27 protein-coding genes are annotated in these 25986 nt (G+C 35.7%); 6 read left to right on the top strand and 21 right to left on the bottom strand.

Going from position 1 to position 25986, the window contains the following annotated elements:
* Nucleotides 1-7: 7 nt before the first annotated feature.
* Both ACFPVY_RS08285 and ACFPVY_RS08280 read left to right on the top strand, forming a co-directional pair.
* Nucleotides 8-871, top strand: coding sequence for a rhomboid family intramembrane serine protease (locus tag ACFPVY_RS08285; protein WP_379791499.1), 864 nt, complete (start codon nt 8-10; stop codon nt 869-871).
* A gap of 41 nt (nt 872-912) precedes the next feature.
* On the top strand, nt 913-1959 hold the full coding sequence (locus ACFPVY_RS08280) for an endonuclease/exonuclease/phosphatase family protein (RefSeq protein ID WP_379791498.1): 1047 nt from the start codon (nt 913-915) through the stop codon (nt 1957-1959).
* 426 nt (nt 1960-2385) lie between these two features.
* Here the strand turns inward: ACFPVY_RS08280 and ACFPVY_RS08275 are convergent, their stop codons facing one another.
* From ACFPVY_RS08275 to ACFPVY_RS08235, 9 genes are all read right to left on the bottom strand, one after another.
* The gene (locus ACFPVY_RS08275; protein ID WP_379791497.1) at nt 2386-2997 is read right to left on the bottom strand and encodes a WbqC family protein; all 612 of its coding nucleotides are present in this window, start codon (nt 2995-2997) and stop codon (nt 2386-2388) included.
* Nucleotides 2998-3000: 3 nt separating this feature from the next.
* Nucleotides 3001-4575, bottom strand: coding sequence for a signal peptidase I (lepB, locus tag ACFPVY_RS08270; protein WP_379791496.1), 1575 nt, complete (start codon nt 4573-4575; stop codon nt 3001-3003).
* A gap of 45 nt (nt 4576-4620) precedes the next feature.
* Nucleotides 4621-5322, bottom strand: a complete 702-nt coding sequence (gene dapB / locus ACFPVY_RS08265; RefSeq protein WP_379791495.1) for a 4-hydroxy-tetrahydrodipicolinate reductase — start codon at nt 5320-5322, stop codon at nt 4621-4623.
* A 9-nt stretch (nt 5323-5331) separates the two neighbouring features.
* On the bottom strand, nt 5332-5892 hold the full coding sequence (locus tag ACFPVY_RS08260) for a DUF5683 domain-containing protein (protein WP_379791494.1): 561 nt from the start codon (nt 5890-5892) through the stop codon (nt 5332-5334).
* Nucleotides 5893-6792, bottom strand: a complete 900-nt coding sequence (locus ACFPVY_RS08255) for a ParB/RepB/Spo0J family partition protein (protein ID WP_379791493.1) — start codon at nt 6790-6792, stop codon at nt 5893-5895. It abuts the gene before it with no gap.
* 5 nt (nt 6793-6797) lie between these two features.
* Nucleotides 6798-7565 carry a ParA family protein gene (locus ACFPVY_RS08250; RefSeq protein ID WP_379791492.1) on the bottom strand — a complete coding sequence of 256 codons (768 nt, stop codon included), beginning with the start codon at nt 7563-7565 and terminating at the stop codon, nt 6798-6800.
* A gap of 153 nt (nt 7566-7718) precedes the next feature.
* Entirely contained in the window at nt 7719-8504 is a 786-nt protein-coding gene (locus tag ACFPVY_RS08245; RefSeq protein ID WP_379791491.1) for a T9SS type A sorting domain-containing protein, read from the bottom strand.
* 145 nt (nt 8505-8649) lie between these two features.
* The gene (locus ACFPVY_RS08240) at nt 8650-9531 is read right to left on the bottom strand and encodes an SDR family oxidoreductase (RefSeq protein ID WP_379791490.1); all 882 of its coding nucleotides are present in this window, start codon (nt 9529-9531) and stop codon (nt 8650-8652) included.
* 150 nt (nt 9532-9681) lie between these two features.
* Entirely contained in the window at nt 9682-10275 is a 594-nt protein-coding gene (locus tag ACFPVY_RS08235; RefSeq protein ID WP_379791489.1) for a hypothetical protein, read from the bottom strand.
* 180 nt (nt 10276-10455) lie between these two features.
* On the opposite strand from ACFPVY_RS08235, the gene ACFPVY_RS08230 reads away from it, so the two are divergent.
* The gene (locus ACFPVY_RS08230; protein ID WP_379791488.1) at nt 10456-11328 is read left to right on the top strand and encodes an AraC family transcriptional regulator; all 873 of its coding nucleotides are present in this window, start codon (nt 10456-10458) and stop codon (nt 11326-11328) included.
* 63 nt (nt 11329-11391) lie between these two features.
* On the opposite strand, the gene scpA is transcribed toward ACFPVY_RS08230, so the two are convergent.
* The 6 genes from scpA to ACFPVY_RS08200 form a co-directional block, all read right to left on the bottom strand.
* Nucleotides 11392-13521 (bottom strand): methylmalonyl-CoA mutase, encoded by a 2130-nt coding sequence (scpA, locus tag ACFPVY_RS08225; RefSeq protein ID WP_379791487.1) that lies wholly within the window; start codon nt 13519-13521, stop codon nt 11392-11394.
* A 45-nt stretch (nt 13522-13566) separates the two neighbouring features.
* Nucleotides 13567-13788 (bottom strand): hypothetical protein, encoded by a 222-nt coding sequence (locus tag ACFPVY_RS08220; protein WP_379791486.1) that lies wholly within the window; start codon nt 13786-13788, stop codon nt 13567-13569.
* Between the two features lie 33 nt (nt 13789-13821).
* A complete protein-coding gene (locus tag ACFPVY_RS08215; protein WP_379791485.1) occupies nt 13822-15195 on the bottom strand; it encodes a methylmalonyl-CoA mutase subunit beta in 1374 nt (457 codons plus the stop codon).
* 256 nt (nt 15196-15451) lie between these two features.
* Nucleotides 15452-15802, bottom strand: coding sequence for an FtsB family cell division protein (locus tag ACFPVY_RS08210; RefSeq protein WP_379791484.1), 351 nt, complete (start codon nt 15800-15802; stop codon nt 15452-15454).
* A 20-nt stretch (nt 15803-15822) separates the two neighbouring features.
* Entirely contained in the window at nt 15823-16431 is a 609-nt protein-coding gene (gene udk, locus ACFPVY_RS08205) for a uridine kinase (RefSeq protein WP_379791483.1), read from the bottom strand.
* 87 nt (nt 16432-16518) lie between these two features.
* Entirely contained in the window at nt 16519-17031 is a 513-nt protein-coding gene (locus tag ACFPVY_RS08200) for a hypothetical protein (RefSeq protein WP_379791482.1), read from the bottom strand.
* A gap of 147 nt (nt 17032-17178) precedes the next feature.
* Between ACFPVY_RS08200 and ACFPVY_RS08195 the strand changes: the two genes are divergently transcribed.
* Nucleotides 17179-17616, top strand: coding sequence for a lipocalin family protein (locus ACFPVY_RS08195; protein ID WP_379791481.1), 438 nt, complete (start codon nt 17179-17181; stop codon nt 17614-17616).
* 113 nt (nt 17617-17729) lie between these two features.
* Nucleotides 17730-18905, top strand: a complete 1176-nt coding sequence (locus ACFPVY_RS08190) for a GlmU family protein (RefSeq protein ID WP_379791480.1) — start codon at nt 17730-17732, stop codon at nt 18903-18905.
* 56 nt (nt 18906-18961) lie between these two features.
* Here the strand turns inward: ACFPVY_RS08190 and ACFPVY_RS08185 are convergent, their stop codons facing one another.
* The 5 genes from ACFPVY_RS08185 to ACFPVY_RS08165 all read right to left on the bottom strand — a co-directional run bounded on the left by ACFPVY_RS08185 (nt 18962) and on the right by ACFPVY_RS08165 (nt 23994).
* Nucleotides 18962-19405, bottom strand: coding sequence for a PepSY-like domain-containing protein (locus ACFPVY_RS08185; RefSeq protein WP_379791479.1), 444 nt, complete (start codon nt 19403-19405; stop codon nt 18962-18964).
* A 76-nt stretch (nt 19406-19481) separates the two neighbouring features.
* Nucleotides 19482-20753 (bottom strand): sensor histidine kinase, encoded by a 1272-nt coding sequence (locus ACFPVY_RS08180; RefSeq protein ID WP_379791478.1) that lies wholly within the window; start codon nt 20751-20753, stop codon nt 19482-19484.
* Nucleotides 20753-21424 (bottom strand): response regulator transcription factor, encoded by a 672-nt coding sequence (locus tag ACFPVY_RS08175; protein ID WP_379791477.1) that lies wholly within the window; start codon nt 21422-21424, stop codon nt 20753-20755. Before ACFPVY_RS08175 ends, ACFPVY_RS08180 begins: the two co-directional genes overlap by 1 nt.
* A gap of 138 nt (nt 21425-21562) precedes the next feature.
* Nucleotides 21563-21994, bottom strand: coding sequence for a PepSY-like domain-containing protein (locus ACFPVY_RS08170; protein WP_379791476.1), 432 nt, complete (start codon nt 21992-21994; stop codon nt 21563-21565).
* 392 nt (nt 21995-22386) lie between these two features.
* Nucleotides 22387-23994 (bottom strand): ABC transporter substrate-binding protein, encoded by a 1608-nt coding sequence (locus ACFPVY_RS08165; RefSeq protein ID WP_379791475.1) that lies wholly within the window; start codon nt 23992-23994, stop codon nt 22387-22389.
* Between the two features lie 92 nt (nt 23995-24086).
* On the opposite strand from ACFPVY_RS08165, the gene mtaB reads away from it, so the two are divergent.
* The gene (gene mtaB / locus ACFPVY_RS08160; RefSeq protein WP_379791474.1) at nt 24087-25418 is read left to right on the top strand and encodes a tRNA (N(6)-L-threonylcarbamoyladenosine(37)-C(2))-methylthiotransferase MtaB; all 1332 of its coding nucleotides are present in this window, start codon (nt 24087-24089) and stop codon (nt 25416-25418) included.
* Between the two features lie 193 nt (nt 25419-25611).
* On the opposite strand, the gene ACFPVY_RS08155 is transcribed toward mtaB, so the two are convergent.
* Nucleotides 25612-25950, bottom strand: a complete 339-nt coding sequence (locus tag ACFPVY_RS08155) for a hypothetical protein (RefSeq protein WP_379791473.1) — start codon at nt 25948-25950, stop codon at nt 25612-25614.
* Nucleotides 25951-25986 lie beyond the last annotated feature (36 nt).

Raw genomic sequence — 25986 nt, 5'->3', positions numbered from 1 at the left:
TTTATTTATGGGAATTATTGATGATTTAAAATCGCAATACAAATCGGGTGGAATAGAAGTCCAGCTAATTTTTTGGAACATCGGTCTTGCGATAATTTATTTTTTGGTTGAAGCATTTTCACCGCAAGCAATAGTGCAGGTCAACTATTGGCTCTTGCTTTCTTCATCTCCGTCAGAGTTGATTTTCAAGCCTTGGACTTTATTGACTTATGCTTTTTTCCATGGAGGAATAATGCACTTGATTTTTAATCTTTTGGTTTTAAATTTTGCAGCGAGATTGTTTCTTACATTTTTTACGCAAAAACAATTCTTCGGATTATACCTTTTAGCCGCGATTTTCTCTGGATTAATTTTCGTTCTGACTTACTTTTTATTTGCAGGCGCAGGCGTTTTAATCGGAGCGTCTGGTGCAATTATGGCTGTAGTTATCGCTTCAGCAACTTACGCACCATTTTATCAATTGCGACTTTTGCTGATTGGAAACGTAAAATTGTGGCACATCGCTGCTGTATTTTTAATTTTAGATTTAATCCAATTGCCGACTAACAATATGGGCGGACACATCGCACATCTTGGCGGTGCTTTCTTCGGATTCTTATATATCAAGTTATTGCAAAACGGAACCGATTTGAGTTTGATCATAACGAATATCATCAACTTTTTCACCAATATTTTCAAACCAAAAAAAGGAACTCCGTTCAAAAAAGTCCACAGAAATCCAACCCAGCCAAAAGAAAAAACCGTAAGTAAGATTGTGGTAAAAGACAGAACGCAACAACAGATTGACGAAATATTAGACAAAATCAGCCAATCTGGTTATGACAGCCTCACAAAAGACGAAAAAGAATTTCTTTTCAGAGCCGGAAAATAAGTCGCTTTTCTGCACGTTTAAATTAGTAGTAAATCCAATAAATGAAAAAACTTTCGTGGTTCAATAAAGTAATGTTTGTGCTCAACATCGTCTTGACTGTGTTGACTTTCCTTGCTTATATTTTACCATTTTTGGCGCCAAAACTGTTTCCTTTTCTTTCGGTTTTGACATTGGTTTTGCCGTTAATGTTGATCTTCAATTTGCTCTTTTTTATCTATTGGGGAATTCAGATGAAGCGACAAATCCTGCTTTCTTCGCTGGTTTTATTGATGGGAATTACGTTTATCAACAAGTTTTATAAGTTTTCAAGCACCGATATTGCCGAATCTGACAATGATTTTACGGTAATGAGTTACAATGTTCGCCTTTTAAATCTTTACAAATGGATTGAGAGAGACGACGTTCCAGAGTTGATTGCCGAATTTATAAATGACAAAAATCCAGACATTCTTTGCATTCAAGAATATTCTGAAGGCAAAATCAATCTCCGCGCTTACAAGCACAAATTTATCTTGATGAAAGGCGATAAAACGCTTACCGGGCAAGCCATTTTTTCTAAATTTCCGATTATAAACAAAGGCGATATTGTCTTTCCAAATTCCAACAACAACGCAATTTATGCCGATATAAAACGGGGAAAAGACACGATTCGCATTTATAATATGCACCTGCAATCCATCAAAATCACGCCAGACGTTCACGAAATAAATGAAGATATCAACGGAATCAATGAGCAGAAATCGAAGAAAATGATTAAAAGTATGAGCCTTGCGTTTAAGGCGCAACAAGAGCAGGCCGAAATTTTAATGAACCACAAAAAAGACAGCAAACTCCCAGAAATTATCTGCGGCGACATGAATAACAGTGCGTTTTCGTTCGTTTACCGAAGCATTCGTGGCGATCTCAACGATACTTTTGAAGAAGCCGGAACCGGTTTCGGGAAGTCCTACAATTTCAATTATTATCCCGCAAGAATCGACTACATTTTTGCCGATAAAAAGATGGAAGTCAAAAGTTTTGAAAACTATCCAGACTTCGTCAACTCAGACCATTTTCCAATAATGACAAGGCTTTCAATGGCCAAATAATTTTTTTTTGGAGCGAATGGTCGGTGAATTATCAGCCATCGCAATTCCCGCTGCTTTTCCAAATTCCCGATGAAAAATCGGGAGATTTTCCCTTGCATCGGGGCTTGAGGAGAAACCATTTTAATTTTTTGTATCCCGAAGTTTCGGGACTGGACCAAGATTGTCGACACTTTGAGTTTAAGATAAGTGATAAATTTTGCTAAAGCCGAATTGAGATTGGCAATTTAAAAACGGGCTAAATCCCGCTTCTATTCATTTTTTTGAAACGAAAATAAAAAATAAACTTAGGGGAAGAAATTTATACAAAACAAGATGAATTAAATCTCGCTTTTGCCTGTTTACAAATTTGCAATCTCAATTCGGTTTAGTCAAATTTAAAAACAAAAAAACGAGCAAGAAGCTCGTTTTAATTTAAATTATTTCAATTTACAATTGTTGTTTTTTCAAATAATCCACTGCATATCTTCCTTCGTTGAACAATAAGTCTAAAATGCTCAAATTGTTCAAATAACCGTGTTTTTCTTCAAAAACCTGAGTGTAAGGTTCAAATTGCAATATGTCTTTTTTGCCATTGGCCAAATGCCTAAAATCGCTGAATTCTGTAGTTTCGTGAAAATATTCTGAGGTCTTTCCAAATTTGAAATCAAGTCCAAGACAATCACAAACAATTTCCATCGCCTCAAAATTCAAATCCATTAAAAAAGTATGTTTCTTCTGGAAAATAGGAGCGAGGTCATCTTCAAAATATTCAAAGAAAGGCGAAGTTCGATACGCCGCTTCAAGCGATTTGAAATGTTGTTTCTGCCAATCAAAAGCAGTTTCGATTTTCACATCTTTTGTCTTTTGATGATTTTCCTTTGAATGTTTTACAGGAATATTCAGCAACTGAACACCATTCGGACTATAAATATACATCCGGTTTCTGTTTGTCTGTTTCTGGAAATTATCCTCCATTTCAAAGGTGATCGAATCCGCTTGAACCATCGCAACAAACTGGCTCACTGATGGAAAATACGTAGGAAGCAAAAGCACATTCATCGCTTAATATTTTGATTCTTTTCTCTTCTTTCTTTTGATTACAAAGTCAGCAACGATATAACCTCCCAAAAGAATTACGAAAATTAAAAAGTAAGAAACAGGTTCGCCATCACCACCAACAGTCGTGAATAAACGTTCCCAACGAATTTTGTCAAACGCTTTACTCCAAGGAATTGTTGGATCTAAACTCATCCAAATAAATACAGGTTTTCCAACGATGTGATCTGCCGGAACAAATCCCCAATAACGGCTGTCTAACGAGTTGTGGCGGTTGTCTCCGACCATATAATAATAATCCTGTTTGAAAGTGTAAGAAGTAACGATTTTGTCATTAATTCTGATTTCATCACCGTTTACTTTTAAATCATTTCTTTCATATTCGTGAATGATCATTTTGTAAAAAGGCAATGATTCTTTGTCTAGTTTTACCGTTTTTCCGGCTTGTGGAATATAAATTGGACCTAAATTATCTTGATTCCAGTTCTTTGTGTAAGGAAAAATTCTATTATCTGGATTTTCACCTTTTTTAGAAATTAATTTTGTAACACTCTGAACAGCTGGATTATTCTTTAATTTTTCAGCATTTTCAGCAGTCAAAGAAATAAAGAAATAAGTGTTGTCAGATTGGTCAAATCCCATATCTGTTGGATAGATTTTCAAATCTCTCATCAAATAATTTGGATCTAACATACTGCCACCAACAGTTGCCACTTTATATGAATACTGAACGCGCGCTCTGTCAGATAATTTTAATTCTTGATTGTTGATGAAAGCCACGCCATCTCTGAAAGAAAGGCTATCACCAGGAGCGCCCACGCAACGTTTTACGTAGTTTGTTTTCTTGTCAATTGGCTTTCTGATTCCGTTTGAATACGTTCCTTTGAAATCGACAACAGTGTCAACCGGCCAGTTAAATACCACAATATCGTTCTTTTCTACTTGCTCAAAAGCAGGAAATCTGAAGTAAGGAAGTTGCGGTTTGTTTAAATATGATTTTGTATTAATTACAGGAATTGTATCGTGAACCATCGGCATTGCCACCGTTGTCATCGGAGTTCTGGCGCCATAATGATTTTTACTTACGAATAAAAAATCTCCCACTAAAAGCGTTTTTTCTAACGAACCTGTTGGGATTGTAAACGGTTGCATCACATAGGTATGAACCAAAGTCGCAACAACCACAGCAAAAAGCAACGAACTTACCGTGTCAGCAGTCTTGTTTTTTGGGTGCAAACTTCTGTTTTCAATGTATGTAACATCTTGTGTATAATTCACATAATAAATATAAAAACCTAAAGTCAAAATTCCTAAAGCGGTATCTAAAGTCGAATTTTTCCCGAAACTACGAAGCGTTTCAACCCAAACCACAGGAAACATGATCAAGTTCACAATCGGGATGAAAAGCAAAATGACCCACCATTTTGGTCGATTGATGATTTTCATCAAAATAATTGCATTGTAAATCGGAATTGCTGCTTCCCAAGCTTGTCTTCCTGCTTTTTTATATAATTTCCAAGTTCCTGCAAAATGCACGACTTGCATAATTAGGAAAAATATAAACCATTGTGCTAATGTCATCTTCGTATGTTTTTATTTGTATTTGTCTGCGTAATTTGAAATTTGTTACCTTAAATCAAGAACATCTTTCATTGTGAAAATTCCTTTTTTGCCAACAATCCATTCTGCTGCGATTACAGCGCCAAGAGCAAAACCTTCACGATTGTGCGCGGTATGTTTAATTTCAATAGAATCTATTTCTGAATTGTAAAAAACGCTGTGAGTTCCTGGAATTCCCTCAATTCTTTTGGCATCAATTAAGATTTCGTCGTCTTTTGCATTTTCTAAAGCCCAACTTGAATAATCTGAATTATCGATAATTCCTTTAGCTAAAGTTATCGCAGTTCCACTCGGAGCGTCGAGTTTTTGAGTGTGGTGAATTTCTTCCATTTCCACTTTATACTGGCTGAACTTTGCCATAATCTTCGCTAAATGATCATTTAGTTCAAAGAAAATATTTACGCCAAGACTAAAATTAGAACCATAAATAAAAGCACCTTGTTTTTCATTGCAAAGCGAAACCATTTTATCATAATTTTCTAGCCATCCAGTTGTGCCCGAAATTACTGGCATATTTGAATTTAAGCAAGTAGAAATATTGGTAACCGCAGCATCTGGAACACTGAAATCTATGGCAACGTCGGCATTTTCTAAACCGTCAAAAGTGTCTTTACTGGATTTTTTTAAGACAATTTCGTGGCCTCTTTCCAATGCGATTCTTTCAATCACTTGGCCCATTTTGCCGTATCCTAAAAGTGCTATTTTCATTGTAGGAAATTAAAATTTATAACTTAAAGTAAGACCGAGATTTTGTTTGTTATTCAAATCATTTTGATAAATATCGGGTCTTAAAGTAAGATTGTCATTCACGTTAAATTGCTTCAAATGCGCGTCAACATTGGCTTCCACAATATTTAAAATGTAAAGGCCAACGGTTATAATTAAAGAAAGGTCACGCTGTTTTTGATATTGTTTTTGAGCAGAAATTAATTGTGCGTCTGTTAAATAAGCATATTTTCCGGTTGGATCATCTGTGCCAGCCAAACGTCTTTTAAATTCGTCGCGATAACGGTGGTAATTTTTATTGTTCCAAGCATAAATTCCAACTCCACCTCCAATTGCGCCATAAACAAGCGGAATTTTCCAGTAGCTTTTGTTGTAAGCTTGTCCCAAACCTGGAAGAATAGCCGAATAAAACGCTGCTTTTGATGGAGAAAGCGGATCAATATCTTCCACATTCAAGCTGTCTTGAACCACAATGGTCACTTCTTCCTGCGCAAAAACAGATGTATTTGCAGAAAGAAATAAAAAGAAAACTATGGCAAATAATTTATTCACTTAGCCTTTTATTAATTTGATAATTCGGTTGAAATCTTCTTCAGAATGAAACGGAATTGTGATTTTTCCTTTTCCGTTTCCGGCCACTTTTACATCAACTTTCGTTCCGAAATAACTTCCAATTGCTTTCGTTTCAGATTCATCGATCGAAAAAGAACTTCCTTTAGCCGGTTTTGGTGGCGCAGGTTTTAAGCTTTCTTGGTAATTTTTAACCAAAGTTTCTGTTTCTCTAACCGAAAGATTTTGGCTTACAATTTTTTGGTAAATATCTGCCTGAGCGTCTTGATCTTCAATATTGATGATCGCGCGACCGTGACCCATTGAAATAAAACCATCACGAATTCCGGTTTGAATAATTGGATCTAATCTTAAAAGGCGAAGGTAATTGGCAATTGTAGAGCGTTTTTTTCCAACGCGATCGCTCATTTGCTCTTGCGTCAGCTGAATTTCGTCCATTAATCTTTGGTAAGAAAGTGCAATTTCAATTGGGTCTAAATCATGTCTTTGGATATTTTCGACCAAAGCCATAACCAGCGATTCATTGTCATTTGCAATTCTGATATATGCCGGAACCGAAGTCAATCCTGCTAATCTGGAAGCACGAAGTCTTCGTTCCCCAGAAATTAATTGGAATTTATTAAATTCTAATTTCCTAACTGTAATTGGCTGAATTACACCCAATTCTTTAATTGAAGTTGCCAATTCTTGAAGTGAATCTTCATTAAAATTGGTTCTCGGCTGAAACGGATTTATCTCAATAGCATCGAGTTCAAGCTCAATAATATTTCCAACAACTTTATCTGCATTTTTATCCTCAACCGATTTGATATCGTTTTCAGGATCTTTCAATAACGCAGATAAACCTCTTCCTAATGCCTGTTTCTTAATCGCCTTTGTCATAAAATCTATTTCGAATTTTTCTTAATTATTTCTTCTGCTAAATGAAGGTAATTTGTTGCTCCTTTGCTAGTTGCGTCATAATTAATGATGCTTTCGCCAAAACTTGGCGCCTCGCTCAACTTCACATTTCGTTGAATAATGGTATCAAAAACCATATCGTTAAAATGTTTTTGAACTTCTTCAACCACTTGGTTTGAAAGGCGAAGACGAGAATCATACATCGTCAAAAGCAAACCTTCGATATCTAAATCTGGGTTGTGGATTTTTTGAACACTTTTAATCGTGTTTAATAATTTTCCGAGACCTTCCAAAGCAAAATATTCGCATTGAATGGGGATCACAACTGAATCTGCAGCCGTTAAAGCGTTCAACGTCAAAAGACCCAACGAAGGCGCACAGTCAATCAAAATATAGTCATATTTATCTTTTACGCTCGCCAACGCTTGTTTTAGCATGTACTCGCGATTTTCTTTGTCAACCAATTCAATTTCGATCGCAACCAAATCAATATGGGCTGGAATCACAGAAACATTTGGAGCAGAGCAAGAAATTGTCGCTTCATCTGGAGTGTTGCTGTGTTCTAAAATTTGGTAGGTACCAATTTCCACAGTTTCCACATCAATGCCCAAACCTGAACTCGCATTTGCTTGAGGGTCAGCATCAATCAATAAAACTTTTTTCTCTAAAACTCCTAACGAAGCCGCTAGATTTACTGACGTAGTCGTTTTTCCAACGCCGCCTTTTTGATTTGCAATAGCAATGATTTTGCCCATTTAATTTCTAAAATTTTGAACCGTAAAAATACAATTATTTATGGGTTTTGAAAATCTATTTTGTTAACAATTCTAAATAGTTTGGGAACCAAAAAAGCCAGAAGAAATCTCCTAGCTTTTTATTTTTTTTTGTCTTGGCATTGGCCAAAATAATTATTTCAGAACTAACTTTTTAGTCGTTACAGCATCGCCAGAATTTATTTTCAATACATAAACTCCCGAAGCCAATTCAGAAAGATTTAAAGTATTTGTGCTTTCAGAAAATTCGGTTTCAAAAACTTTTGCACCAGTCAAGCTGTAAATTGCAACGGCATTTTTATCTCCAGAAAAAGTATTGTCTTGAGAAATAGTAACAATTTTATTTACAGAAGGATTTGGATACACTTTAAAAGTAGTCAAGTTTGATTCTGCAACACTAAGATTTGCCTCATAAACCACATTGTCAATGCTACTTACAGAGTGTGGCGCAGTTGACGTAATTCTAAAAACGATATGTTTTTGAGTCGTCGATGCAGGAATAATAATGTTTGATTGCGCAGAAGTAGCAGTTACCGTAATTTCAGATCCAACGGCGACAAAACTCGTGTAAGCTGTTGGTGAAGACATTGTACCAACCTGTAATTTTAAAGTTCCCGGAGCTGATGGCGCACCGATGTTGAATGAAAGTTTATGGTTTCCGTCCATGGTAGATAATTCTGGACTTACCACATAAATTGGCGTTGTTGGAGTAGAGGAAGTATAAGTTTGAACCACTTTGCTTCCGCCGACAGTTGCGATAGAAAGTCGTGGAAAAACATCATTTGACGTCCAGCAATTTTGCGGAAATGCTCCTTCAACAAAATTTTCAAAATTTTCATTTAAAGTTGCAACCGCGCTGCATTGGGCGTTGCTGGCAAAAGAAAGGCAAAATAAGCCAATAGAAAGTAAAGTTTTTTTCATATCCGATATATTTGAAGTTAAAATTATTTGGCTGCAAATATATGTCAATTTAAATTAAGTCTAAATAAGATTAGAGGATTATAACGTAAAAATAATATTACGTTATAATCCTCTAATTATAAAATATTTAGCAGGAATGATTTCGCTATTTATCCTTTTTTGCTTTAATCATAGCTTCCAGTTGGTCCCACATTTCTTCCGGAATTGCTTCTAATAAATTGAATTGTCCTGCTCCTTTTAGCCATTCGCCACCATCGATCGTGATAACTTCGCCATTTACATAAGCCGAAAAATCTGAAACCAAATAAGCAGCTAAATTGGCTAATTCTTGGTGATCGCCAACTCGTTTCAACGGCACTTTTTTTGCCATATCAAATTTTTCCGCTAAATCACCCGGAAGCAATCTGTCCCAAGCGCCTTTTGTCGGAAACGGTCCTGGTGCAATTGCGTTTGAACGAATTCCGTATTTTGCCCATTCCACAGCAAGGCTTCTTGTCATTGCCAAAACTCCAGCTTTTGCAGTAGCAGACGGCACAACATAAGCCGAACCTGTCCAAGCATAAGTCGTCACAATATTTAAAATGGTTGAAGATTCTTGTTTGCTGTCAATCCAATGTTTTCCAAAAGCCAACGTGCAATTTTTAGAACCTTTTAAAACAATATCAATAATGGTATCAAAAGCATTTGCCGACAATCTTTCGGTTGGAGAAATGAAATTTCCGGCTGCATTATTTAGCAAAACGTCAATTTTTCCAAATTTTTTCAAAACTTCGTCACGCATCACTTCCACCTGCGCATAATCGCGAACGTCGCAAGAAATCGGAAGACATTCGCCGCCAGTTTCTTTTTCAAGTTCCTCGGCGGTATCGCGTAATTTTGTGATATCGCGAGAAGTAATGGCAACTTTTGCGCCAAGTTCTAAGAAATATTTGGTCATTGCTTTCCCCAGACCGCTTCCGCCGCCGGTTACCACGATTACTTTTCCTTCCAAAGCGTCATCGCGAAGCATTTTCTTTTTAAAATCCATTTTAGTTTGTTTTGATTGCTATTTTGTTTTTACTAAAATACACATTTCAAATTCGATACGAAGTTTTTTTATAAATATTTAGCTTCAAAATTTAGGACAAAAAAAAGACAGCCGTGAAGCTGTCTTATGATCGTTGTATTGAGGGGTTTATTATCTTGTAGCGATAGTTTCCGCGAAGATTTGATTCTTGTATTTTACAACAAAAGTAAGTTTGTCTGATAAAGCTTGATTGATATCAAATTTCTTTGAAATCGTAGCTTTTCCATTAAAAGTTTCGGTATAAAGTTGTGTGTTAAATTCATCCACAAGGCTGATTTCCACGTCACTTTTGTCAGCGTTTGCGATGTCAACATAAACCATTCCGTTTTCATTTTTGAATACTGGTTTGAATGTTTCTGAGATAGCAACTTCTGAAATTGAAGCCGTATTTCCAACAACTTTGATCGCGTATTGTGCTAATTTTGAACTTGTTTCAACTTCCAGAATGTAATTTCCTTCTGGAAAAGCTTTCAAATCGTATGTTCTGTTTACAATCCCTTTGCTGTTAATCTTTTCGCCAAATAACGTTTCATTTTCGAGGCTATAAATTGATAGATTTACGTTTTTCGCATCGTTAATTGAAAAGCTTACCGTTTTTCCTTTTTCTGATTTCACCTTAAGGGAAAAATCTTCCTCACTTGCATTTGCAACAAAAGCCGTAAAAAATACCGCTATTATTAAACTGACTTTCAAGAAATTTTTCATAGTTATAAGTTTATTGAGTTAACAATTATTGTAATGCTAAATTACATTTGATAAAGTCAAAATAGTACTTTTATATTTTCTTATTTCTATCCTATATTGTCTTTACTAAAACGTTATAGTGTTAAAAATGGTAATAAAATACATTTTTTAGTTAATTTTGAAAGTAGAAATTAATTGGATATGAAAACGCTGAAACCTAGTTTTGAAATTATTGAGCCATCTTTCGGAAGCTCGTTTTACTATTCTAAATATGATGAAAATGCAAATAACAAAGCACACGTTTGGCATTATCATCCTGAAATTGAATTGGTTTTTGTAAACGGCGGTTCTGGAAAAAGGCAAATTGGTAGCCACGTTTCTTATTATACCGATGGCGATCTTATTTTAATCGGAAGCAATTTGCCACATTGCGGTTTTACGGACGATCACACCGGAAATAAAAATGAAACAGTAATTCAAGTGAAGCCAGATTTTCTCGGAAGCGACTTTTTGGCTTTGCCAGAAATTAAAGGAATTCACAATTTATTTTCGCAAGCAAAAGGTGGAATTGCTTTCAGTGGAGAAACCAAAAAAGCGGTTGGCAAAACAATTGAGTTGATGGAAAATCAACTGCCTTTTGAAAGACTTTTGAGCTTAATTGCTGTTTTAAAAGAGTTGGAAAATTCAAAAGAGTATAAGATTTTGAACGCTTCTGGTTTTTCAATGGAAACGCAAGTGCAAGATAATGACCGAATTAATATGGTTTTTAATTATGTGAAAGATCATTTTCAGGAAGAAATTAGCTTGGAAAAAGTGGCCGAAATGGCAAGTATGACCGTTCCTTCTTTTTGTCGTTATTTCAAAAAAATCACGAAGAAGACTTTTACCAAATTTGTGAACGAATATCGTGTGGTTCACGCTTCAAAATTACTGGCAGAAAAGCCAATCGGAATCACAGAAATCTGTTATGAAAGCGGTTTTAATAATTTCAGTCACTTCAATAAATTATTTAAAGAATTCACCGGAAAAAGTGCTTCGCAATATCGAAAAGAATTGAAATCTGTGATAAAGTAATAGAAGTTAGCCACGAATTAATCGAATTTACATAAAACAATTCGTGTAATTCGTGGCTAAAAATTATTCCTGTAATAAAATGTCCAAAATGGTAATCGCCGCTTCACTAATTTTAGTTCCAGGACCAAAAACAGCGACAGCACCAGCGTCAAACAAATATTGGTAATCTTGCGCTGGAATCACGCCGCCAACAATCACCATAATATCTTCACGGCGATATTTTTTCAATTCTTCAATAACTTGTGGGACCAAAGTTTTGTGTCCAGCAGCCAAAGAAGAAACACCCAAAATATGCACGTCGTTTTCAACAGCTTGTTTTGCGGCTTCCGCCGGAGTTTGAAATAAGGGACCAATATCCACGTCAAAACCGACATCAGCATAACCTGTGGCAACAACTTTTGCGCCACGATCGTGACCGTCTTGCCCCATTTTGGCAATCATAATTCTTGGGCGACGACCTTCTGATTGAGCAAATTCGTCGGCTTTTTGCTTTGCCGTGGCAAAACTTTCATCATTCTTAATTTCTTTGCTGTACACGCCGCTAAAAGATTTAATTTGCGCTTTATATCTTCCAAAAACAGTTTCTAAAGCATCGCTGATTTCGCCCAAAGTAGCTCTTTCTCGCGCTGCATTTACTGCTAATTCTAATAAATTTCCTTTACCCGATTTTGCAGATTCTGTCAATTTATTTAAAAGTTCTTTGACTTTCTCGGTATTTCTCGAAGCTTTTATTTTGTCTAATTGTTCCAATTGCTGTTTGCGAACCATTTGATTATCAACATCCAAAATATGTAGCGGATCTTCTTTTTCCAATCTATATTTATTGACACCAACAATAATATCTTGGCTCGAATCAATTCTAGCTTGTTTTCTTGCGGCCGCTTCTTCAATTCTTAATTTTGGAATTCCGGCTTCGATGGCTTTTGTCATGCCGCCTAATTCTTCTACTTCCAAAATTAATTCCCAAGCTTTTTTGGTAATTTCATCCGTCAATTTTTCGACGTAATAACTTCCTGCCCAAGGGTCAACAGTTTTCGTAATCTTTGTTTCTTCTTGCAAGAAAATTTGTGTGTTTCTGGCAATTCTGGCAGAGAAATCGGTTGGTAAAGCAATCGCTTCGTCCAACGCATTTGTGTGCAAGGATTGGGTTCCTCCAAAAGCGGCAGCCGAAGCTTCAATCGCAGTTCTAGCCACATTATTGAACGGATCTTGTTCTGTCAAACTCCAACCCGAAGTCTGACAATGCGTTCTTAAAGCCAATGATTTTTCATCCTTCGGATTAAATTGCTTCAAGAGTTTTGCCCAAAGCATTCGTCCGGCTCGCATTTTTGCAATTTCCATGAAATGATTCATCCCGATCGCCCAAAAGAATGACAGGCGAGGAGCAAATTCATCGATTTTCATTCCCGCAGCCAAACCAGTTCTGATGTATTCCAAACCATCTGCCAAAGTGTATGCCAACTCAATATCGGCGGTAGCTCCAGCTTCCTGCATGTGATATCCAGAAATAGAAATTGAGTTAAATTTGGGCATTTTTTTACTCGTAAAATCAAAAATATCGGCAATGATTTTCATCGATGGCGTCGGTGGATAAATATAGGTATTCCGAACCATAAATTCCTTCAAAATATCGTTTTGTATTGTTCCCGAAAGTAATTCTGGTTTTACGCCTTGTTCTTCTGCAGCAACAATATAAAAAGCCATAATCGGCAAGACGGCGCCGTTCATTGTCATTGAAACCGACATTTCATCCAAAGGAATTTGGTCAAAAAGCACTTTCATATCTTCCACAGAATCAATGGCGACGCCAGCTTTTCCTACGTCTCCAACAACACGTTCGTGGTCAGAATCATAACCGCGATGCGTTGGCAAATCAAATGCAATGGAAAGTCCTTTTTGTCCTGCTGCAAGATTTCTTCTGTAAAAAGCATTACTTTCTTCGGCAGTTGAAAATCCGGCATATTGACGAACGGTCCACGGACGGCGAACGTACATTGTGGAATAAGGGCCACGTAAATTTGGTGCAAAACCAGCCCCGAATTCCAGATGTTCCAAACCTTCAATGTCACTTTCAGAATAAATTTTCTTCAGTTCAATTCCTTCAGCAGTCAAGAAATTTTCTTCTGCTAAACTTTCGACTTTCGACTTTCGACTTTCGACTATTTTTATATGTTGGATGTTTTTTCTTTTCATTTTAAATAGAAAATCTATTTTGGATAATTTTTTGGGCTTCTAGACTTATTTTTTCTTAATTCTCAATAAAGATTCGTCTGAAGTCAAATAATCTTCAGTTGGTTCATTTGCTCGATTGTCAAGAACTTGTTTCATTTCTTCCGTCAATTCAAAATCATTTTGCTTTGGCAAAATAATCACTTCAACTTCATCGGTATAAAAATCCTCTGGTAATGTGATGTTTATCTGATGATTTTTTACCGTAACTATTTTTCTGATGGCTTCCATAATTATTTCTATTTACTTCAAATATAGTGAAATCTATTGAGCTTCTTTTTCAGTTTCCAAACGTTCTATTTCCATTTTTTCTGCCAATCTTTTTTCGATAATTGGTGAAACCAAAGTTTTTCTTGGCTTTGATTTTACAAACGGAAAAAGCTCTAAATCGTGGCTCATTCTGTCATTTTTATTTGGATATTTATTTGTTCCTAATAAAATTTCTTTGCCTGAGTCAAACAATTCTTGTTCTTTTTGAGCACTTTCCTGAATTTTTCTCTGGATAGTTCCTTCGATTAATTTCGTGATGAAACCGCCATTTGCTTCAATATCTTTAAATAAAGTCAATGCTTTTTCAGACAATTGTTGTGTCAGATTTTCGATATAATAACTTCCGTCTGCGGGATTTGCAACCTTGTCAAAATAACTTTCGTGTTTTAAAACAAGCAACTGATTTCTGGAAATTCTATCTCCAAATTCATTGTCTTTGTGATACAACGCGTCATAAGCCAAATTCGAAACTGCATCGGCTCCGCCTAAAATTGCACTCATGCATTCTGTCGTTGTGCGAAGCATATTCACGTTATAATCATACAAGGTTTTGTTTCTTTTCGTGGGAATTGCTAAAATGTGACAGCTTAAATTATGGTCGTATTCTTTAGCAATCAAATCAAAAAGCAATCGCAACGAACGCAATTTTGCAATTTCAAAAAAGTAATTGGTTCCAACGGCAACTTGCAACACAATTGGTTTTGAGATTGTGGCGATTCGGTTGAAATATTCGTTTGCGTGTGCTAATGTGTACGCAATTTGTTGCACAATATTGGCTCCAGCGTTTTGATATAAACTTCCGTCGATACTCAAAAAGTTGATGTTTTGGCACGAAATGGAAATCGTGTTTAAAATGTCAAAATCTGATTCTAAGTTTTTGTGCCAATTTCCATCTTTTGCGAGGTTAGAAATTGGGTCAATTTGCACAAAAATCTGGGAATTTCTGCTTTTGGCAATGGCATCAATTCTTTTTACGAAATCGATTGAAATAAACGATAAATGAAAGTAAATAGATGTTTTTTCTAGAGGAAGTTTTTCCAATAGTTTTTCTACGTTGATAGTTTCATCTTCAATAGAAAAGCGAATGCTTTCGGCGCCGCGATTCAAGGTTTCTAAGGCACGACCGATGGATTTATCTAAATCGTGGACAAAAATGTCTTGGGTTATTTTAAAAGATTGCTCGTTTGGATTTGATGTGATTGTTTTTTCAAATTCATCGATGTGGTAAAAAGGCTTGACTTTGATGCCTTCGGGACTTTCCCAAATGAGGGTTTCGTTGTAATCTGCGCCTTTGAGCTCATACTGAATCTGCTGTTTCCACTGTTTTGAGGAAACGGGATTGAAATCGTCAAATAGATTTTCGGCCATTTTTTTTAGATTTTTAGACTGCTTAGATTTTTAGAATTCTTTGATTTTCTACTTTTGACTTTACAACTTTCAGACTTTTGACTACGGCAGTAACCGTTTCTATTGGCGAACTGGCGTTTCCAAATATACGAAAATCATTCTCAAATAGCCCCGATGGTGCCTTTGTTTGAGCTCTTGTGCCAGCCTAAAAAGCTGGCACAAAGCGAGTGGCTCCAGCGGGAATTGCAATTACTGAAAATGCCAGATGGTTCGCTCCTTAAAGCGATTTTCCTTTTTCGTCTGGTGGCAAATCGTCCTCAAATTCAATGATATAGATGTCTTCGCTGTCGCGTTTCATGTAATATTTTTCGCGGGCGTATTTTTCTATCTGGTCTGGATTTTTGAGCAATTTTATCTTTTGCTGGTCGTTTTTTATTTCGTCTTTGTAATATTCTTTGTTGTCGTTTAGTTCGTCGATTTCTTTGTCGAGAACTCGGTGGTCAAGCAACGAATAATTGTCAAGGAAAATCATCCAAACGACGAAAATGGCAAACACAAGAAAGTACCTGTTGGTCAAGAATCTGAACAACGGATAGCGGTTTGCGGTTTTTTTGAATGGATTTTTCACTTGATAAATTTAGGCAAATTTTATAGAATTCTTTGATTAATTACGGCGCGAACCACGTCAATGGCCACGGTATTGTATTTATCATTTGGAATAATGATGTCGGCAAAGGCTTTTGTTGGCTCGATAAATTGCTCGTGCATTGGCTTAAGCGTGTTTTGGTAGCGATTCAAAACTTCTTGCATATCACGACCGCGTTCTGCGATGTCACGTTTTAAACGGCGAATCAATCTTTCGTCAGAATCGGCGTGGACATAAATTTTGATGTCAAACATATCGCGAAGTTCTGGATTGGCAAGGATTAAAATTCCCTCCACAATCATTACTTTTCTGGGATGCGTGTTGATGGTATCGTCTGTTCTGTTGTGAGTTACGAACGAATACACGGGCTGTTCAACGTTGTTTCCGGCTTTTAATTCTTTTAACTGCGCGACCAATAATTCAAAATCGATGGCGCGCGGATGGTCAAAATTAATGAGCGCGCGCTCGTCAAAACTGAGTCCGTGGTTTTCTTTATAATAAGAATCTTGTGAAATAATTCCCACTTCTGCTTGAGGCAATTCGTTCATAATTTGTTGAACGACAGTTGTTTTTCCGCTTCCGGTTCCTCCGGCAATTCCAATGATGAGCATAAAAGTTGTGTTATGTTTTCTTTTGGCAAAAATAGAAATTTAATTTAGAGTGGTTTTTGTTTTTTTGGGAAATGTTTCACAAGTCCGTTAAAGATTTCCTTTTATGTCGTCGATTGTTTCTATTTCTTTTTTCTCTTTTTTACGAAAGGTGACTAAGGAATCCCAATCGTATGATTTCTTTATGAAAATACCGCCCAGAATGAAGCAAGTTAGTGATGTTATAAGGAAAGCTGTTTTAAAATCATTTACGAAAATGTATCCAAAGGAATTTATGTAAGGATTTAAATATGGATTGTTGACAGCATGTAATAAGAAAAGAAGAATTATTAAAACAAAAAGAAGGATTGAATTTAAGGCTGAAATTTTTCTTTTGTAGTTTAAAATGGAAACAGTTAAAACAATTAATATTGGCGCAATTAAGGCTAAAGTCATTTGAACGTTAGTGATTTCTGAATAAACATTCATGTCCATTCTTTTATTACTAATTAAAGATTTATAAAAATCGGAATAAAAATAATAGACTATTCTAAAACACCCAAAGATGATAAATAAAGTACCTAAAATTTGGAAAAAAATAAGTTGAATCTTTAATGTTTTCATTAGTAATGATTTCTTCCAAAATTAAAATAAAAATCAGAAAACTGTATTTTTTAAATTAACAATATTTTTTTAAGAAAAAATAGAAGTATGTAATTGCTAATTAGAGATTTATTTGTACAATTGCATGAACAAAACAAAAAAAATAAAATGAAAAAATTTGGTATTTTAGTCGCTTCGGCTTTGGTAATGGGATTGTCATTTACGTCTTGTACTTCAGATGATGATAGTTCAAATAATGATTCAATCGTTGGGAAATGGAATTTCAGTTCCGAAAAATTTACCGTGAATGGAACAGTTGCTTACAACGGTCCTTATCAAGATAACGAAGTGGGATGCGCGTCTGATAACATTGAAATTTTTCAGAATGGTACTACATTAGAAACAGATTACTTCAATAGTGATTGTGATGTTGATACATATGCAGGTACTTATACCCTTAACGGAAATTCCTTAACTGTAACTGAAGATGGCGATGTGGTTACTTTGGAAATCGTTGAAGTTACTTCTAATAAATTAGTTTTAAGGTCTTCAGATACTTTTGAAGGAGATACAGAAATTTCTGAAATCACGTTTACAAAAGCATAATTTTAAAAATATTACATGAAAAGCTTCTCCATCGAGAAGCTTTTTTTTGTTCAAATAATTTCATCGCAATGATTTCTTTGTAACTTTGAACTTCAAACTGAAACAAAAACAAAATGAACTATATCCTTTTTGACGGAACCGTTAGAAATTCTTTACTGCCATTTACCTTTACACGACCTGTCGCAGAAATCCGCGTTGGAATTTTGACCATTCGAGAAAAGTGGGAAAAATATTTGGGTTACACGACCACAACGGTTACCGAAGAATATCTTTCTGAAAAATTTCCAATGGTGGAAATGGAGGAAAACGTGATGATAAATGCTTCATTTTTGCCAAATGATGTTTTGGCAGAAATGGTGAAATCGCTAGAAAAAAATCAAGCTATATTTAAAGGAGAAGAAGTTATCGCTTTTTTCGCCGAAGAATCTCAAGAAGAAGTTGATTTTGACAGTTATGAAATTTTAGAATACAATGAAGATTGTTTAAAAATCGAACATACTTGGGATATTTTCCAAAAGAATGATATAGCAATTCGTGAGGATTTTGAGCTTTTGACGGAAGACCGAGTTTCACAGCCCATTCCGAAAAGCGTCAACGTAATTTCTCCCGAAAATATTTTTATCGAAGAAGGAGCAAAGCTGGAATTTGTAACTTTAAACGCGTCAACCGGACCAATTTATATCGGAAAGAATGCTGAGATAATGGAAGGTTCTGTTATTCGCGGGCCTTTTGCCTTGTGCGAATCTGGAAGAGTGAAATTGGCTTCAAAAGTGTATGGCGCAACGACTGTAGGTCCACATTCTGTGATTGGAGGAGAAGTCAGCAATTCGGTTCTTTTTGGCTATTCAAACAAAGGTCACGACGGATTTTTAGGAAATTCTGTTTTGGGAGAATGGTGTAATATTGGAGCCGACAGCAACAATTCCAACCTAAAAAACAATTACGAAGAAGTGAAATTGTGGAGTTATGAAACCGAAAACTTTGCAAAAACCGGACTACAATTCTGCGGTTTGATGATGGGCGATCACAGCAAATGTGGTATCAACACGATGTTCAACACCGGAACCGTCGTGGGAGTGAGCACAAATATCTTTGGAAGCGGTTTTCCAAGAAATTTTGTTCCAAGTTTCTCTTGGGGCGGTGCTTCAGGTTTCACAACTTACATTACTAAAAAAGCTTTTGATACCGCAAAAATCGTGATGGCCAGAAGAAATATCGAATTCAGCGAACAAGACGCTTCGATTTTAGAGCACGTTTTTGAGGAAACTAAAAAGTGGAGAAAAGAATAAAATAAAAAAACCGCGATTGCTGAAATTGCGGTTTTTTTTTGGATTCTATTTTTTGGCTAATCGTCAATTCTGATAAATTTTCCGTTAGAATCAAATTCCAATTCAAGTCCGTTGCTTAAGTTTATTTCATAACCCCAACGGCCTTTGTCCAAGCTTGTTACTTGTGAATCTTTGAAATTCGTTTTCACATAAGAAGCGATATTTACAGGAATTACCGCTACCGGAATTGCGGTGTGATGTCCGTCAATCTCTTCCCAATCGCCGTTTCCGTCAAATTCTACTTCAATTTTATTGGCAAATTGCACCTTGTAATCTGTCGAAAAAGTTTCCTTATCCTTAATAATATAGGTAGGATTTTCAGTTCCAAAATGTTTCTTCAAAAAAGTCTGCGCTTTCGCAGGAAGTTCTGCCATTGTAATTGTCGTTTTCTGTGCGTTGGCCGAAAAGCTGAAAAATAATCCGGCAACAAGGCTCAAGCCTAAAGTTATGTGCGTTTTCATAGTATTTGTTTTTAAATTATACTCAAAGGTCGAATACGATTTTGGAAACAATTAGGAATAAAAAAGAAAAATCAAATTATTTTTTCGGGAAAGTGATTTTAAAAGTGTGATTGCTTTTAAACGAATAAGAAATCGAGATAGAGTAGGAGTTGATAATCGACTTTACAATTGCCAAGCCCAAACCAGTCGATTCATTTGTAGTCGTATGTCTATAAAATCTGTTGAAAATGGCCTCAGAATTCAACGGAGAATTGACACCACTATTGGTAATTGAAAAACTGTTTTCATCGATAGAAAATGCTACAAAACCTTCGGGATGATTGTGAACCAAAGCATTTTTCAAGAGATTGTTGATCAAAGCTCCGGCCAAACCTCGGTTCATTTTAAACTTCAAAATAGCATTTTCTACAATGGAAATTTTCACTTGTTTGAATTCGGCTAAATCAGAAAAATCTTCGGTCAATTGAATAATAAGTTCATTGAAATTTACAACTTCTTCATCACCAAATTGCTGGTTTTCAATCTTCGAAAGCATTAAAAGTGATTTGTTCATTCGAACCAAACGATTTAAAGTATCCGTGATTTTCCCAATTTCCATCATTTGTTCTTCCGGAAGAATATTGTTTTCTGCAAAAAGTTCTAACTTGTTGATACTGATTGCTAATGGTGTCTGAAGTTCATGCGAAGCATTTTCAATAAATTGTTTCTGACTTGAATAAATTACTTCATTTCGGTGCAACATTTCTTCCACTTCGTTCGATAAAATTTTAAATTCATCTATCGGAGTTTTAACTTCCTCAAAGCGAATTCCGGTTCCTAATCTAAAGTTTTTCAGGTTGCCCAAAATCCCATAAAATGATTTCCAAATTCGTTTTAAAAGAAAATGATTTACAACCAAAATACTCACGACAAGCATAATATACAAACCGATTAAGGCCAAAAACAAATCTTCTAAAAGTTCATCTTCTTCCACAACCGAAGCTTTAATGTTCAGTTCAAAAGAGTTTCCTTTTTTGTCGTTAAAAACGGTTGTTAATGTTCTGATTGGTTCATCATCATCGTCATATTCCATAAATTCTTTCGAATTTTTAAACTTGTCTTTTAACGAATAATTGCCTTTCGGCAAGGGTTTTATGGTGAATTTATTAATCCCAAATTCGGGCGTATTCAGCAGTTTTTCATCCGCAAAAGCCTGACGAATAATGATGATTTTCGAGTTTTTCAAATCATCATCAATATTATCATACACTTCGTCTAAAATCAGCACATAAAAAAGCCCAGCCCAAATTGGGATGACGGCCAAAAGCGTGATTGCCAGATAGCGAAGCGTGTAGTTTTGTAATTTCATCAGCTCATTTTATACCCAATTCCATAAACCGCCTGGAGGTCAACATCGGCATCGGCATCTTTTAGTTTTTTACGAAGATTTTTTATCTGCGAATATACAAAATCCAGGTTGTCAGCCTGGTCGGTGTGATCGCCCCAAACATATTCTGCAAGCGCGGTTTTGTTAATCAAACGATTCGGATTGATGACAAAATAATACAGCAAATCAAACTCTTTTCGATTCAAAACCAAGTCGTTATTTTCCACAGAAACAGTTCGTTGTTCAGGCGATAAAGTCAGGTTTTTAAACGTAATTAAAGTATCGCCATTGTGACTTTTTCTTCGAATCGCCGATTTTATTCTGGCGTGTAATTCGGCCAAATGAAATGGTTTACTCAAATAATCGTCCGCGCCTAAATCCAAACCCTTTACTTTGTCATCCACCGCATCTTTCGCCGAAATTATAATCACAGCTTCCTGTTTTCGCTGTTTTTTTATTTCTGCAAGCAAGTCAAGACCGCTTCCGTTGGGCAACATAATATCGATCAAAACGCAGTCATAATCATAACTCCCAAGTTTATCTAAACCCGAAATAAAATCATGAGCCGTTTCCACAATATACTTTTCTTTTTCCAGCGATTGCTGAATCACTTCCCGCAGTCCGGCTTCGTCTTCGATGATTAAAATTTTCATAAGCGCAAATTTTGCAATCCAAAAGTAGGATTTGAGGACCAAATTAAAGCCCAATTTTGGAAACAATTAGGAATTTTTTCCCAAAATAAAAGTCCCAAAACAACTTTGCCTCGGGACTTTACATATTAGGTAGAAATTTCATTTGTCAATTCTCAAAAACTTTCCTTTTAAGTCAAATTCAAGTTCAATTCCGTTATCCATATCAATATCGATGTCGTTCAAACCCTTGTCAATATGCGTAATCGAAGCTTTTGGATAATTCTTTTTTACGTAGTCTAAAATCGGTTTTAAGATATAACCTGTAGGAATCGCCTTGTCTTTTCCGTCCACTTCTTTCCAAGTTCCTTTTTCGGTAAATTCCAGTTCCGTCATATTATCCAGCATCACCTCATACGTAATTTTCGACTTGTCCTGATCCTTAATCGCGTGATGAATCGTGTTTTTGCCGAAATATTTCTTGATAAAAGCCATCGATTCAGCAGGCAATTCAGTATTTTTTATCGGAGTTTCTTGAGCGTTGGCACCAATCCCAAAAAGAAATATAAATGCCGAAAGTAAGATTGTTTTCATAAATCAAGTTGTTTACCCGAATTTACAAAATCATATTTCCAGAAGCAATTCATTTAAGATAGATTTAATTTCTAAGGTTTTTTTTATGAAGCGAAACAAAAGGCATTTTCAGGAAAGGCAATTCCCGCTTTCCGGTGCAATTTTTTCATTTTTAAAGAAAAAATGAAAAGGATTTCCCCTGCAATCGGGGCTATTTGAGAAACTTTCCGAATTTTTGTTGTCTTCTGGACCAATCGTTATCGATAAACTTTACGCAATAAGAATGAATTTGAAATACATTTAAAAAATCCGCGTTTATCCTCGAAATCCGTGTCATCCGCGTTCTAAAAAAAACCTAGCAAAAATCTTGAATTAAAGTCACCGATATTCAATCACCACAATCCAAAAATTATCTAATTATCCAATTTTCTTACTCGTCTCAAATCCAACATATTCAAAGGATTTATTCCCAAACCAACCACATTTTTTCTTGTAAATCGCGCCACCTTATCATAAAACAAAGGGATAACCGGCGCTTCTTTCATTACCAGCTGATCCATCTTTTGATACAAAACAAACCGTTTCAAATCATCCGTTTCCAAAAAAGCATCTTCATATAATTCATCAAACTCAGCATTTTTAAAATGCGTATAATTCGGTCCATTCGGAGCAAAGTTTTTACTGTAAAACAATGAAAGATAATTCTCCGCATCAGGATAATCGGCAATCCAGCTCGCTCTAAAAAACGAGACTTTCCCCGTGGAAATCGCCTGTCTCAAAGTCGCCGGCGGATTCACGTCAATCGAAACATCAACACCAATTTTCTTCCACTCGCGTTGCAAATATTCTGAAATGTCTAGATAAGTAGCGTTCGTGCTCAAAGCCACTTTTGGGTTCAAATCGCCGGTCGCCTTTTTATATTCGGCAACCAAACTTCGAGCTTTTTGAATATCATAACTATATCCAATTTTAGTCTCGTCAAAACCAGGAAGTCCAGCAGGAATTATTCCGTTTATCGCCGGAGTTCCCATTCCGTTTCTTAAATAGGTAACCAATTTTTGCCGGTCGAAACCATAATTTAAAGCCTGACGAATTCGTTTGTCCAAAACCGTTTTATCGCTTCCATCCATTCTGAAACCCAGATATTCGGTATTCAAATACGGACCTGTAATCATATTCACATCGTTTTTATATTTCTCCTGCAATTGACCGCTTTGCGTCAAAATTTCATCTTTATAAGAAGGATGCAAACCCGAAATAAAATCGATTTTTCCTTGCGCAAATTGTAAAAATCCACTTTGTTTATCAGGCAAAAAAGTCACGGCAACAGCTTCCAAATAAGGCAATTGTTTTCCGTTTTCATCCTTTTCAAAATACAACGGATTTTTTCTCAAGACCAATTTCACATTTTCTTCCCAAAGCTTAAACTGAAAAGGACCGGTTCCAATAGGATTTGTTCGAAAATCATAGCCAGAAACAAAAGCTTCCCTCGGAACCACCGAAGCATATTTCATCGAAAGCAATCCTAAAAAAGCAGGAAAAGATTTCTTCAAATTTATCTCAAAAATTGTATCGTTTTTAGCCTTAAAATTTTCCACATTCTGCATAATCCATCCACCAGGCGACGCTACTTTTTCATCTAAAAGCCGATTGAAACTAAATTCAAAATCTCCAGCGATTACAACACGTGTAGAATCTTTAAAAACTTTATTTTTATGGAAACGAACATCATTTCTTAAAGTAAAAGTATATGTTTTTCCATCTTCAGAAATCGTCCAAGATTTAGCCAAATCTGGTTTTATGTTCAAGCTGTCATCCAATTGAACCAAGCCGTTAAATAGCTGATTGCACATCCAAATATTGTCCTGAGATTTCGCAAAAGCAGGATCCAAAGAACTCACATTTGCATCTTGATTAAATCGAAAAACTTGATTGTCGCGGTTTTTAGTAGTGTCTTTTCCGCAGGAGAATAAAGTTAACGATATGCAAAATATTGATATGTAGTGAATTATTGATTTCATTTTGAAAAATATTGTATGTAAATTTGCAGGCTATTTGCAGAATGTAAATATAGCTAAAGATACCAATTTCCCAATTTTCGGGAGGATTTATAATGACAGAGAACAGAAAAAAAGTCGCTTTTTATACATTGGGATGCAAACTGAATTTTTCAGAAACATCCACCATTGCTCGTAATTTTCAAGACGAAGGTTTTGACCGCGTTGAATTTGAAGATATTGCTGATATTTATGTAATCAACACGTGTTCGGTTACAGAAAATGCGGATAAGCAATTCAAGCAAGTGGTGAAAAAAGCAATGAAATTGAACGACAAAGCTTTTGTTGCGGCAGTGGGTTGTTATGCACAATTGAAACCTGAAGAATTGGCGTCAGTTGATGGCGTTGACTTGGTTTTAGGCGCGACAGAAAAATTTAAAATTACCGATTATATCAATGATTTGTCCAAAAATGATTTTGGCGAAGTGCATTCTTGCGAGATTTCTGAAGCCGATTTTTACGTAGGAAGTTATTCCATCGGAGACAGAACCAGAGCATTTTTGAAAGTACAAGACGGTTGTGATTATAAATGTACGTATTGCACGATTCCACTGGCCAGAGGTATTTCTAGAAGCGATACTTTGCAAAATGTTTTGACAAATGCAAAGGAAATTTCACAGCAAAATATAAAAGAAATCGTTTTGACCGGCGTCAACATTGGCGATTACGGAAAAGGCGAATTCGGGAATAAAAAACACGAGCATACTTTTTATGAATTGGTTCAAGAATTAGATAAAATTGAAGGAATTGAACGTTTGAGAATTTCATCGATTGAGCCAAATTTACTTCGTAATGAAACCATAGAATTTGTCTCAAAATCAAGAACTTTTGTGCCTCATTTTCATATTCCGTTGCAATCAGGAAGCAACGATATTTTGAAGAAAATGAAACGTCGTTATTTGCGAGAAGTTTATACAGAAAGAGTAAATAAAATCCGTGAAGTGATGCCACACGCTTGTATTGGCGTGGACGTAATCGTTGGATTTCCGGGTGAAACCGACGAACATTTCTTGGAAACATACAATTTCTTGAACGAAATGGATATTTCTTATCTGCACGTTTTTACGTATTCTGAAAGAGATAATACCGAAGCGGCGAATATGCCAAATCCGGTTCCGGCAAATGTCAGAGCGAAAAGAAGCAAGATGTTACGAGGCCTTTCGGTGAAAAAACGTCGTGCTTTTTACGAAACTCAAATCGGGACAAATAGAACGGTTTTGTTTGAGGGAGAAAATAAAGAAGGCTATATTCACGGTTTTACAGAAAATTATGTAAAAGTAAAAACACCGTGGAATCCAGAATTGGTGAATACTTTACACGAAATCAACCTGACAAAAATTGATGACGACGGTTCGGTAAGATTGGAGTTTTTGAATGTGGAAGCTTAGTTAAGATTGTTAGAAAAGTAGATTTTTAGACTTTTTAGACTTTGCGTATGGTCTAAAATGTCTAAAAACGAAGAAGTGTAAATATAAATTATACTTTACACAAAGTCTAGAATCTAACCAGTCCAAAAATCTAAATAGTCTAAATTACAAAGTTTAAGAAGTCTAATTCGTCTAAAAATCTAAGAAGTCTAACCTAATATTTATATTGAAAGCTAATCTTAGTCACTCTAAAAACAGAATCGCCATATTTTTCTACAAACTCGAAAGAATTTCTTCCTTTTTGCTCAAAGCTTACAATCAGTGCTGCCGAAATTTCATAATACATTTTTTCGCCTTCCAGCATTAATCTTTCGCCTGTTTTTCGATATCCAGAACGAATCAAATTAAATTCAGATAAATTCCAAGTTGTGGAATGGCTGTCAAAACTTTCCGTCAGGCTGTATAAACCTTCAGTTATTTCGGTTTTGCTTCCGTAATATTTTTCGATGTTTTCGAAGAAGTGGAGGATTTTGGTATTTATTTCTTCAGTCATTTGATAAAAATAATAAAAAATCCTTGCCAAACATTC

It is taken from the genome of Flavobacterium qiangtangense, from assembly GCF_042658345.1.
GTDB lineage: Bacteria > Bacteroidota > Bacteroidia > Flavobacteriales > Flavobacteriaceae > Flavobacterium > Flavobacterium qiangtangense.
The sequence above is the reverse complement of the archived record's forward strand: the minus strand, read 5'-3'. Positions and strand labels throughout refer to the sequence as shown.